11 protein-coding genes are annotated in these 11,336 nt (G+C 71.8%); 7 read left to right on the top strand and 4 right to left on the bottom strand.

The genetic code is table 11. The annotated features are described in order from the left end of the window. Nucleotides 1-87 precede the first annotated feature (87 nt). Together HDA32_RS13735 and HDA32_RS13730 are read right to left on the bottom strand one after the other, a co-directional pair. Entirely contained in the window at nt 88-495 is a 408-nt protein-coding gene (locus HDA32_RS13735) for a DUF3037 domain-containing protein (RefSeq protein WP_179643557.1), read from the bottom strand. Beyond that, a complete protein-coding gene (locus HDA32_RS13730) occupies nt 495-1,157 on the bottom strand; it encodes a HipA family kinase (protein ID WP_218883052.1) in 663 nt (220 codons plus the stop codon). Before HDA32_RS13730 ends, HDA32_RS13735 begins: the two co-directional genes overlap by 1 nt. 195 nt (nt 1,158-1,352) lie before the next feature. Between HDA32_RS13730 and HDA32_RS13725 the strand changes: the two genes are divergently transcribed. The 3 genes from HDA32_RS13725 (at nt 1,353) to HDA32_RS13715 (ending at nt 3,022) form a co-directional block, all read left to right on the top strand. Then, on the top strand, nt 1,353-2,069 hold the full coding sequence (locus tag HDA32_RS13725) for a class I SAM-dependent DNA methyltransferase (RefSeq protein ID WP_179643555.1): 717 nt from the start codon (nt 1,353-1,355) through the stop codon (nt 2,067-2,069). A gap of 126 nt (nt 2,070-2,195) precedes the next feature. Beyond that, the gene (locus HDA32_RS13720; RefSeq protein WP_312863180.1) at nt 2,196-2,630 is read left to right on the top strand and encodes a MarR family winged helix-turn-helix transcriptional regulator; all 435 of its coding nucleotides are present in this window, start codon (nt 2,196-2,198) and stop codon (nt 2,628-2,630) included. Between the two features lie 152 nt (nt 2,631-2,782). After that, nucleotides 2,783-3,022: a hypothetical protein gene (locus HDA32_RS13715; RefSeq protein ID WP_246334337.1), complete on the top strand. Its 240-nt coding sequence runs from the start codon at nt 2,783-2,785 to the stop codon at nt 3,020-3,022. 80 nt (nt 3,023-3,102) lie between these two features. On the opposite strand, the gene HDA32_RS13710 is transcribed toward HDA32_RS13715, so the two are convergent. Next, nucleotides 3,103-4,227: a 5-methyltetrahydropteroyltriglutamate--homocysteine S-methyltransferase gene (locus HDA32_RS13710; RefSeq protein ID WP_179643554.1), complete on the bottom strand. Its 1,125-nt coding sequence runs from the start codon at nt 4,225-4,227 to the stop codon at nt 3,103-3,105. A 384-nt stretch (nt 4,228-4,611) separates the two neighbouring features. On the opposite strand from HDA32_RS13710, the gene HDA32_RS13705 reads away from it, so the two are divergent. From HDA32_RS13705 to HDA32_RS13690, 4 genes are all read left to right on the top strand, one after another. Beyond that, nucleotides 4,612-5,874 (top strand): multidrug effflux MFS transporter, encoded by a 1,263-nt coding sequence (locus HDA32_RS13705; protein WP_376766959.1) that lies wholly within the window; start codon nt 4,612-4,614, stop codon nt 5,872-5,874. 384 nt (nt 5,875-6,258) lie between these two features. Next, nucleotides 6,259-7,533, top strand: a complete 1,275-nt coding sequence (locus HDA32_RS13700) for a multidrug effflux MFS transporter (RefSeq protein ID WP_179643552.1) — start codon at nt 6,259-6,261, stop codon at nt 7,531-7,533. A gap of 192 nt (nt 7,534-7,725) precedes the next feature. Further along, on the top strand, nt 7,726-9,672 hold the full coding sequence (locus HDA32_RS13695; protein ID WP_179643551.1) for an AMP-dependent synthetase/ligase: 1,947 nt from the start codon (nt 7,726-7,728) through the stop codon (nt 9,670-9,672). 167 nt (nt 9,673-9,839) lie between these two features. Next, nucleotides 9,840-10,460, top strand: a complete 621-nt coding sequence (locus HDA32_RS13690; RefSeq protein WP_312863179.1) for an SRPBCC family protein — start codon at nt 9,840-9,842, stop codon at nt 10,458-10,460. Between the two features lie 160 nt (nt 10,461-10,620). Here HDA32_RS13690 and HDA32_RS13685 read toward each other — a convergent pair whose 3' ends face one another. Next, entirely contained in the window at nt 10,621-11,274 is a 654-nt protein-coding gene (locus HDA32_RS13685) for a response regulator transcription factor (protein WP_179643550.1), read from the bottom strand. Between the last annotated feature and the right edge of the window lie 62 nt (nt 11,275-11,336).

The raw sequence follows: 11,336 nt of genomic DNA, 5'->3' as shown, positions 1-11,336 counted from the left end.
GCCGCCCGGGCCGCCCGCCGACCTGCGGGCAGAGGTCTGCGGTAACGCTCCGGCCCCGGCGGCGGGGCCCTGCGCCGGTACGGCGGGTCAGCGGTGGGCCGGGCGTTGGGTGGTGGGGTGGTGCACCAGGAGTTCGAGCAGCCGGCGGGCTTCGGCGTCGGGGTCGTCGGTGAGGCCGGTGTGGATGGGGCCGGGCTGGACGATGGTGCTGCGGGGGGCGGTCAGCCAGCGGAACCGTCGGCCGGCGTCCTCGTGGCGGGTGGGGCCGGCGTCCTCGGCCGCCCGGCACACGAGTTCCACGGCGTGCAGGGCTCGGCGGACGCCGTCGATGTCGGCGTCGGGGTCGAGCGCGCGCAGCCGTTCGGTGTCGAGGTGGCAGTGGGCGGCGAGGTAGGAGCGGGGTTGGCAGTAGAGGATGACGCCGGCGTTGATGGCCTCTCCGCGTTCCAGGCGGGGGATGACGCGCAGCAGGGCGTATTCGAAGACGTCGCGCATCAGTGCACCTCCGGGAGCCAGGTGCGGTCGTTGGCGCGGGCGAGCAGGTGGCTGACGTAGGCGTCGCGGACGGCGTCGGAGCCGTCGAAGCCGGGTTCGTCGACGAGCCATTCGTCGGGGACGAGTGCGGTGACCTCGTGGAGCAGGGCGGGGGTGAGGCGGGGGGCGAGGTCGGCGTCGGCTGCGGCGAGGTCGGGGTGGGCGTCGATGAGGACGTGGTCGGAGGCGTCGTAGTCGCGGGTGACGGCTCTGGCCGCGCCCTTCCAGTTGTGGTGGAAGATCAACGTGGCCCCGTGGTCGATGAGGTAGGGCCGGCCGTGCCAGAGGAGCATGTTGGGGTTGCGCCAGGTGCGGTCGACGTTGTCGACGAGGGCGTCGAACCAGAGGATGCGGCCGGCGAGGCGGGGGTCGGTGTCGTAGACGAGCGGGTCGAAGCCCAGTGAGCCGGGCAGGTAGTCCATGCCGAGGTTGAGGCCGCCGCTGGCTTTGAGGAGTTCTTGGACCTCGGGGTCGGGTTCGGCGCGTCCGATGACGGGGTCGAGGTGGATCAGTGCCAGTTCGGGGACGGGCAGGCCGAGGCGGCGGGCGAGTTCTCCGGCGATGATCTCGGCGATGAGGGTTTTGCGTCCTTGGCCGGCTCCGATGAATTTGACGACGTACATGCCGAGGTCGTCGGCTTCGACGAGGCCGGGGAGGGAGCCGCCTTCGCGTAGCGGTGTGACGTAGCGGGTGGCGGTCGCCTCTGGGAGCACGTCGTCAGCTTAGGGCAGTGGTGGGGGCGGGTGGACGGTGGGCGGGGTGGTTGGGGGGGTGAAAACGTCTGGAGTGGCCGTTGGGGCCGTTGTTAGCTTGAGCGCATGGTGCGTTTTGCGGATTTCGACTCGCGTGGTTATCGGATGGTGGACGTGCGGACCGGCTACGGGCAGTGGGTCGGTACTTATGAGCAGACGGTGGAGGATGCGATGGATGTCGCCCTCCTTGAGGATCTGGTGGAGCCGTCGTGGGGTTCGGTGCGTCGCGCGGTGGATCTGGGGTGTGGTACGGGCAGGACCGGGGCCTGGTTGCGGTCCAGGGGTGTGGCGTCGGTGGACGGTGTCGATCTGACGCCGGAGATGTTGGGGGTCGCGCGGTCCAGGGGTGTGCACGATCGCCTGGTTGAGGCCGATGTGGTGGCGACGGGGCTTTCGGGTGGTGCTTATGACCTGGTGGTGGCGTGTTTGATCGATGAGCACCTGGCGGATCTGGGGCCGTTGTATGCGGAGGCGGGGCGTCTGGGTGAGCCGGGGGCGTTGTTCGTGCTGGTGGTGTTCCATCCGCATTTCATCATGGCGTCGGGGATGCCGACGCATTTCACCGATGGGTCGGGGGAGTCGGTTGCGATCACGACGCATGTTCATCTGTTGAGTGAGCATGTGATGGCCGGTGTGGGTGCGGGGTGGTCGCTGGTGGAGATGCGTGAGGGTGTGGTGGATGAGCGCTGGTTGGCGGTGAAGCCGAAGTGGGAGCGGTTTCGGGGGCATCCGGTGTCGGCTGCGCTGGTGTGGCGCAGGCAGGGGTGGTCGGTGTCGGTCTGAGCGCGCGAGTGGCCGTATGCGGTTCGCGGCTTCTGTGGTCGCGGCGGTTTTTCTCGGGTTCCGGGTTGGTGCGGGGGTCCGGTCGGCGATTTGGTTAGCTAGGCTAGCTAACGTTATGCTGGCGGGGTGCGATCACCTTCCCAGGAGTCCCGTGAGGTGGCCCAGGAGTTCTCCCTGGTCCTGCGTGACATGGTCCTGCTGCTGCGCCGGGTTTCGGCCGATCAGGCCGTTTCGGCTCAGCAGTTGGCGATTTTGGGTTCGTTGGAGCGGGGGCCGCGGCGTGTGACGTCGCTGGCGCGCGAGCACGGCGTGCGCACGCCGACCATGACCGCTCACGTTTCGCGGCTGGAGGAGGCCGGGGCGCTGAGCCGTGGCGGTGACGCCGACGACGCCCGTGCGGTGGCCGTGGAGCTGACCGCGCACGGTGCGGAGCTGCTGCGGGTCGGGCGGGCGGCGCGCGTGGCCTATCTGAGTGAGTGCCTGGAGGCGTTGACGTCGCGGGAGCGCGCCGCGGTGGCCGCGGCGCTGCCGGTCCTGGCCAAGATCTGCGCCGATCGCTGAGGGCGTCGGGGGCTCGCGGCGGGCGCCCGTTCTCTGATTTCTCCGATTTGACCGAAAGGTGGCGGACAGCCATGTCCAGCGGCATTGACGCGCCGTGATCCGATCGCGGCCCGGGCCGGTCCGGCGCGGGGGTGTGGCGCCAGCCGTTGTCGGTGTGGGCGACGGCTTTCGCGGAGGTCTCCGATGCTCCGCGTCCGGTGGCCTCGGCCGGCTACAACTTCGTGCGCTGGCTGGGTGGTGCGCTCGCGCCGTTCGTCGCCACCAAGCTGGGTGAGGAGGTGGATCCGGCGCTGCCGTATGTGGTGGGTGCGCTGTGCTGTGTGGTGGGGATGGCGATCCTGGTGCTGGGCCGCCGCCACTTGGGGGCGTTGAACCGGGCCGCGGCGGCCTGAGGCGCCGGCTGTGCGGGAGCGGTGGCCGGGGAGGCCGCGTGGTGGGTGCCCCGGCCACCGGGGTGCCCGGTCGGGAGTGCTCAGCCCCACACCTCGTGGGCGGTCTCGACGATGAGGCGGAGTTTGGCGACCTGTTCGGCGTGGGTGAGGGCGTTGCCTTCGACGGTGGAGGAGAAGCCGCACTGGGGGGACAGGCACAGCTGGTCCAGGGGGACGTGTTTGGCGGCTTCGTCGATGCGGCGTTTGAGTTCGTCCTTGGATTCCAGTTCGCCGCGTTTGGTGGTCACCAGTCCCAGTACGACCTGTTTGCCTTTGGGGACGTAGCGCAGGGGTGCGAAGGTGCCGGAGCGGGCGTCGTCGAACTCCAGGAAGAAGCCGTCGACGTCGAGGCGGGTGAACAGTTCCTCGGCGACGAAGTCGTAGCCGCCTTCGGCGACCCAGGAGGAGCGGAAGTTGCCGCGGCACATGTGGGTGGTGAAGCGCACGCCCGGGGGCCGGTTGTGCAGGGCGGCGTTGATCTGGGCGATGTAGCGCTGGTGCAGGTGGTCGGCGTCGTCGCCGCGTTGGGCGGCTCTGGCGCGTTCGCGGGGGTCGTTGAGGTAGGCCAGGCTGGTGTCGTCGAGTTGGATGTAGCGGGCGCCCAGGTCGGCCAGGCCGCGGATCTGGGCGGCGTAGGCCGATGAGAGGTCGGCCCAGAACTGTTCGATGTCGCTGTAGACGGCCGGGTCGATGGCTGCCTGGCCGCCCCGGTAGTGGATCATGCTGGGGGAGGGGATGGTGATCTTGGGCGTGGCCGTGGTGGTGGTCTGGCTCAGGAATCGGAAGGCGTCGGCGAAGATGGTGTGTTCCAGCCGCAGGGGGGCGTCGATCTTGAGTGCGGCGGGGGTGAATTCGATGTCGCCGTCGGCGTTGTGGAAGGTGACGGTGAGGTCCTGGCCGGCCTTGGTGACTCCGCCCAGGGCGTAGATGAAGTCCATGTGCCAGGAGGAGCGGCGGAATTCGCCGTCGGTGGCGGCGCGCAGCCCGATCTCCTCCTGCATGGCCACGGCGTCGCGGATGGCGGTGTCTTCGGCCTGGCGCAGTTGGTCGTCGTCGATGGCGCCTCGGGCGTGGTCGCTGCGGGCGCGCAGTAGTTGGGGCGGGCGCAGCAGGCTGCCGACGTGGTCGGCGCGGAACGGCGGGGCTGGGGTGGTTTCGGCGGCCATCTGCTTCCTTTCGCCGGTGCGGTGTTGTTTGCGGGCGCCCTGTGTGGTCGGGGCGGGTGCGGGCCGGTGCGTTCGCGTGTGGTCGGCCGGTCTGCTGGTCATCCCCGCTGGGGTGGCGGGCAATCCTTGCGGGGGCGGGTGGAGGCGGCCGGGGTCGGGGTTGCCGGGGCCGGGGCCGGGGGTAACGCACATCACGGCGGTGGAGGTGGTGGGCGCGGATTGCCTGCGGTTGCGGCGATGTTGAGCAGTGTGGCGGCCGGGTGTCCTTCGGGTGGTGCCGCGCCCGGGGTGAGGCGTCCCACCATCGGATCTTGTTGTGTCGGGGTGCCCGGTGCTCCCGTCCGCCCGGCCGTTCGCCCCTTTTTTCTTCAGTGGAGGAGTGCAGTGACGCACACCGTGTTACGTCCCCGATCCGCCGACGGTGCCGATGCGTCCGCCCGCCCGCGGCGTTCGGTCGCCCTGCTGGTCCTGGTGCTGGGCACCCTGACCGCGACGGGGCCGCTGGCCACCGACCTCTACCTGCCGGCCTTCCCTCAGATCGCCGCTGATCTGGGCGCTTCCGAGGCGCGCATCCAGTTGACGCTGACCGCCGTCATGGTGGGCATGGCGGTGGGCCAGATGGTGATCGGCCCGATGAGTGACGCCTGGGGGCGCAGGCGGCCGCTGCTGATCGGCGTGGCGGTGTTCACCGTCGCCTCGTTCCTGTGTGTGCTGGTGCCCTCGGCGGGGGTGTTCGTGGTGCTGCGTTTCGTGCAGGGGGTGGCCGGGGCCGCCGGTGCGGTGATCTCGCGCGCGGTGGTGCGCGACCTGTTCGACGGTGACGCCGCGGCCCGGTTCTTCTCCCGGTTGATGCTGGTGGTGGGGTTGGCTCCGATGCTGGGGCCGATTCTGGGCGGCCAGTTGCTGCTGCTGGGTCCCTGGCAGCTCAGTTTCGCGGTGCTGGGGGTGGTCAGCGCCGTGAGTTTCGTGGTGGTGCTGGTGGGGTTGCCCGAGAGCCTGCCGGCGCACCGGCGCAGCCCCCAGAGTCCTTCGGTGCTGCTGGCCACGGTGGGGCGGCTTTTGCGCGATCCGCGTTTCATCGGTCCGACTCTGACGTTGGCGTTGAGTTTCGCCATGATGTTCACCTACATCTCGGCGTTCTCCTTCGTCTCCCAGAACGAGTTCGGTGCCTCGGCCCAGCAGTTCAGCGTCATGTTCGCGGTCAACACGGTCGGGATGATCCTGGGCACGCAGGTCAACGCGGCCCTGATCGGCAGGGTGGGCACGTCGCGGCGGCTGCTGGCGGGCCTGGCCGGGGCGCTGGCGGCGGTGGCGGCTATGGCGGTGCTGGGGGTGGCCGGGCTGGCGGGCCTGGTCTCCTTGACCGCGGTGTTCTTCGTGATGATGTTCAGCGTGGGTCTGGTCTTTCCCAACGCCACCACGCTGGCGATCTCCAGCCAGCCGGCGTCGGTGGCGGGGACCGCTTCGGCGCTGGTGGGGTCGCTGCAGTTCGCGCTCGGCGGCGGGCTGGCCGCCACGGCGGGGCTGACCGCCACCGGTGAGGCGAGTCTGGCCAGCATGACCGTGGTGATGTTGAGTACGGGCGTGGTGGCGGCGCTGGTCTTCGTGGGGGTGGCGCTGCGCGGGCACGCCCGCAGTGCGGCCTGACCTTCACCTGCTTCCCGTTGTCTTTTTCGGGGCCGGCGCGGTGCGCGCCGGCCCCGGTCTTTTTCCTGGTGTGTCCGGGGCCGCCGCTGCCCGGGGAGGGGGCGGTGCCGGGTGCGCAGCGGGGGCCGCGGGCGGGTGGGGCGGGGTGTGGTTCGGGGGTGTGATCGGGGCCGGGGCGGCCGTAGTGCACATCACGTCGGGAAGGCGGCCGGGCCGGGACTAGGTGCCCGGGGTGCGGTGTTGCAGGCAGGGTGTCCCGGAGTCGCGGGGCGCGTTCTTCTTCCCCCGCATACTCCGTCTCCGGGTTTCTCCGGATCCTTGTCATGCCTTGACGCATGCCTCTATGCCCTTTTCGTCATCATTTGAGTGTGTTCTGGAGAGTCGATGACGCACACCGCCGTACGTCCCGCAGTGCAGCGCTCCCCGGCCTCGGCCCCGGCCCCCGCCCCCCGCAGGCGGCGCTTCGTGGCGCTGCTGGTCTTCGTCCTGGGGATCCTCACCGCGACGGGGCCGCTGGCCACCGACCTCTACCTGCCCGCCTTCCCCCAGATCGCCGCCGAGCTCGACGCCCCGGCCTCCCAGATCCAGTTGACGCTGACCGCCGTCATGGTGGGCATGGCGCTGGGCCAGATGGTGATCGGCCCGATGAGCGATGTGTGGGGCCGCAGGCGGCCGCTGCTGATCGGCGTGGCCGTGTTCACCGTCGCCTCGCTGCTGTGCGTGGTGGCGCCCTCGGCCCCGGCCCTCATCGCCATCCGGTTCGTCCAGGGCCTGGCCGGCGCGGCCGGCGCCGTGATCTCCCGGGCGGTGGTGCGCGACACCTTCGAAGGCGACGCCGCCGCCAAGTTCTTCTCCCGGCTGATCCTGATCGTCGGGCTGGCGCCGATGCTGGGGCCGATCCTGGGCGGCCAGCTGCTGCTGCTGGGTCCCTGGCAGCTCATCTTCGCGGTGCTGGGCGCCGCGGGCCTGCTCAGCTTCGCCCTGGTGCTGTTCTGCCTGCCCGAGACCCTGCCGGCGCACCAGCGCAGCCCCCTGCAGGCCGCGGCCATGGCGCGCACGTTCGCCCGCCTGCTGCGCGACCCCCGTTTCCTCGGCCCGACCCTGACCCTGGGGCTGAGCTTCGCCATGACCTTCACCTACATCTCGGCGTTCTCCTTCATCTCCCAGAACGAGTTCGGCGGCTCCGCCCAGCAGTTCAGCCTGATCTTCGGCGTCAACACGCTGGGCATGGTGCTGGGCACCCAGGTCAACGCGGCCCTCATCACCCGGATGCACACCTCCCGGCGGCTGCTGGCCGGGCTGGCGGGCAGCGTCGCCGCCGTGGCGGCCCTGGCCGCCCTGGCCATGAGCGGGCAGGCGAACCTGGTCTCGGTCACCGCCGTGCTGTTCGTGATGATGTTCTGCACCGGGTTCATCTCGCCTAACGCCACCACGCTGGCCATCTCCAGCCAGCCCGCCGAGGTCGCCGGGACCGCCTCGGCCCTGCTGGGCACCCTGCAGTTCGCGCTCGGCGGCGGGCTGGCCGCCACCGCCGGGCTGACCGCCACCGGCGAGGCCAGCCTGGCCAGCATGACCGCGGTGATGCTGGCCACCGGCGTGGCGGCCGCGCTGGTCTTCGCCTGGACCGCGGCCCGCGGGCACGCCCGCACGGCGCTGTAGCGCCGTGCGGGCCGGGCGCGGCCGGGAACCGGCAGGGCGCCCGGCCCGTCTGAGGCGGCGACCGCAGCCGGCCCCCCGGTTGCCCAACGGTGACAGCAGCGTGCACAGTAGGGCACATCCAGGTGATGTGTGAGGGGACCGTGATCGGCGCCTGCGCTGCTGGCCCCTACTGCGCGGAGGAGAAGTCAGGGCATGCCCCAGTCCCGGTCCACCCCCGTTTCCCGGGCCCCCCAGCTCAGCGGGCTGGGTGAACTCGTCTACCACAACGCCCACGAGGCGCCCCAGGCCCCCCTGTTCAGCCGCAAGGCCGACGGCCAGTGGCACCACGTCAACGCCACCGAGTTCCTGCGCGACGTCACCGCCGTGGCCAAGGGCCTCATCGCCGCCGGTGTCGGCGCCGGCGACCGCGTCGTGCTGGGCTGCGCCACCGGCTATGAGTGGACCCTGGTCAACTTCGCGATCTGGGCGGTGCGCGGCGTCGTGGTGCCCGTGCATCCGGCGTGCTCGCGCCGCCGGCTGCACCACATCCTGCGCGACTGCCGGCCCGCCGCCGCCGTCGTCGAGAGCGACCGCCACGCCGCGGCCATCGCCGAGATCCAGCACGAACTGCTCGACCTGGGCCGCACCTGGCGGCTGGCCGACGACTCGGGTCTGGAGGCCGTCACCAAACCCGGCGCCTACATCGACGGCTCGGCGGTGCGGCTGCGCCGCGACGAGACCACCCGCGCCGACCCCGCCGCCATCAGCTACCCCGTCACCACCGCGCCCGACGCGCCCGGCAGCGTCTTGACCCACGGCAACTTCCTCGCCGGCGCCGAAAGCCTCATCCAGCGCCTGAGTCCGCTGCTGGCCGGCGGCGAGCAGGCCAGCACGCTGATGCACCTGCCGCTGGCCGATGTGTTCGGCCACAGCGCGCTGGTGGGCTGCGTCATGGCGCGCGTGCGCGTGGGCTTCTGTGAGCGAGGGGCGCAGGTGCGGCGCGAGGTGCGGATGTTTCGCCCCACTGTGCTGCTGGCCCTGCCCCGCCTGCTCGAACAGGTCTATGCCGTGGAGAAGGCCAAGGCCAAGGAGTCGGGCTGGGACAACCTCAACGCCTTCAACGCCGCCACCGAACTCGCCGTGGACTTCGACAAGAGCGGGCGCCGCGGCGCCTGGCGCCGGGTGTCGCGGGTGATGTACGAGTGGATGTACTCCCGGATCAAGGAGGCGCTGGGCGGGCGGGTCCGCTTCATCGTGGTCGGCGGCGGGCAGCTGCCGGCGCGCCTGACCCACTTCTACGGCGGCGCCGGGCTGCCGGTGCTGCAGGGGTTCGGCACCGTCCAGACCACCGGCGCGTTCGTGCTCAACGCCCCAGGCGAGGTGCGGGTGGGCACCGTCGGCCGGCCGGTGCCGGGCGTGGAGGTGCGGCTCTCCCGCGAGGCCGAGGTGCTGGTGCGCGGCGCGACCGTGTTCGCCGGCCACCACGGCCGGGCGGCCGGGGCGGGCCCGGGGCGCGACGGATGGCTGGCCACCGGGGTGTTCGGGCGCCTGGACTCCGAGGGCTACCTCGTCGTCGACGAGCGGCCCTCGCGTCCGCGGCCGCGGCCCGAAGTCGACGCCGGCCCCGGCCCCGGGGCGGGTGAGGCCGGGAGGGGCCCGGCGCCCGCACCGGCCGCGGCGCAGGCGCCGGGCCCCCAGCCCGCCGCCCCGGCCGCGCCTCCGGCCGGGCCCGCGCCCGTCGAGGGCGGCATCGATGCCGCGTGCGCCGGACTGGAGACGAGGCTGGGCGAGCATCCGCTGATCAGCCAGGTGCTGGTGATGGCGCAGGGGCGCCCCTACGCCACCGCGCTGATCACCCTCAAACGCGACCAGTTGGAGTACTGGCGGCTGGTCAACAGCAGGCCGCTGTCCACCCCGCTCACCGAGATCGCCGCGGACCCCCAGCTGGGCTGGGAGATCCAGCGCGCCGTGGAGCAGGCCAACGCCGCCGCGCCGGCCGAGGCCGCGGTGCGCGCCTTCCACATCCTGGGCGAGGAGTTCTCTCCCCGCAGCGGGCTGCTGCTGCCCTCGGGCCGGCTGCGCCGCGATGCGATCCTGCGCGCCTTCGCCGAGGAGATCGAAGCCCTTTATCAGGGCCGCGGTGCAGGTCAGCAGCGGTGAGCCGCGAATCCGTGGTGCGGCTTCGTTAACCGCGGCCCTGCCCGGGTAGCGGTGAGCCCAGACGCGCACCGCCGCCCGGGCAGGGCCGCAGGCCCGCTCATCGCACCGGGTCCCGTACCGGTGGCGACGCGGCGGACGCGCGGCGCCGAAAGAGGGAAGGGACAACCGTGTCCGAGGTCATCGAAACCGTCGAGGTCAACGTGCCGGTGCGCACGGCCTATGACCAGAGGGAAGGGACAACCGTGTCCGAGGTCATCGAAACCGTCGAGGTCAACGTGCCGGTGCGCACGGCCTATGACCAGTGGACCCAGTTCGAGAGGTTCCCGGAGTTCATGGAGGGGGTCTCCCGGGTCCACCAGAGGGACGACACCCACACCTCCTGGGTCATCGACATCGGCGGGCGGCGCCGCGAGTTCGACGCCGTCGTCACCGAGCAGATCGCCGATGAGCGCATCGCCTGGCGCAGCACCGACGGCGCCACCCACGCCGGCGTCGTCACCTTCCACAAGATCGAGCCCGAGCGCGCCCGGGTCACCCTGCAGCTCAACGCCGTCCCCGAAGGCGTGGTCGAGCAGCTCGGCGACAAGCTCGGCCTCGTCAAGCAGCGCGCCAAGGGCGACATGCAGCGCTTCGCGCGCTTCGTCGAGTCCCGCGGCGCGGCCACCGGCGGCTACCGCGGCGAAGTCCCCCAGGACCCCACCGGGCCCGGCGGCGAGGGGGCGCCGCTGGGTGCGCCCCCGCAGCAGCCGGGACAGGTGCCGCAGGTGCCGCCGGAGCGGCCCCGCTGACACCTGGAGAGCGTTCCCCCGTCCCCTCTGCGCAGCCGGCCCGCGCCGGGCGCGCGGCGCGAGGGGGCACCACCTGGTGCCGGCGCGGACCGTCCCCGCGCCGGCACCGCTCCCACCTCTTCGGCGGGTTTTGCGGGAACGGAAGACCCGGTGGGGCGGCTCAGCCGTTTCCCCCGTTGAGGTAGGCCAGCACCGCCAGCACCCTGCGGCTGTCGTCGGCCGAGGGCGGCAGGTCCAGCTTGGTGAAGATGTTGTTGATGTGCTTGCTGACCGCTTTCTCGGTGACGAAGAGCCGGCCGGCGATCGCGGAGTTGGAGCGGCCCTCGGCCATCTCGCCCAGGACCTCGCGCTCCCTGGCGGTCAGCGTGGCCAGCGGGCCGGCGTCGGTGTGCTTGGCCAGCAGCTGGGAGATGACCTCCGGGTCCATGGCGGTGCCGCCGGAGGCCACCCGCCGCACCGCCTCCACGAACTGGCCCACGTCGAAGACCCGGTCCTTGAGCAGGTAGCCCACCGCGCCCTCCCCGCCTGAGAGCAGCTCGCGGGCATAGAGCTGCTCGACGTGCTGGGACAGCACCAGCACCGGCAGCCCCGGCACCTGCGCCCGCGCCGCGATGGCCGCCTGCAGGCCCTCGTCGGTGAAGGTCGGCGGCAGCCGGACATCGACCACCGCCACGTCGGGGCGGTGCTCCAGCAGCGCCTGGTGCAGTTGCGGGCCCGTCTCCACCGCGGCCACCACCTCGCAGCCGTTGGCCTGCAGCAGCCGGATCAGCCCGTCGCGCAGCAGGGCGAGGTCCTCGGCGATGACAACGCGCACAGCAGCCAGCTCCACTCAAGGTTCGTGCGGACCGCGGAGCCGCCCGTGCGGTCGGCCGCGCC

It is taken from the genome of Spinactinospora alkalitolerans, assembly GCF_013408795.1.
Lineage (GTDB): Bacteria > Actinomycetota > Actinomycetes > Streptosporangiales > Streptosporangiaceae > Spinactinospora > Spinactinospora alkalitolerans.
This window is presented reverse-complemented; position numbering and strand designations above follow the sequence as displayed.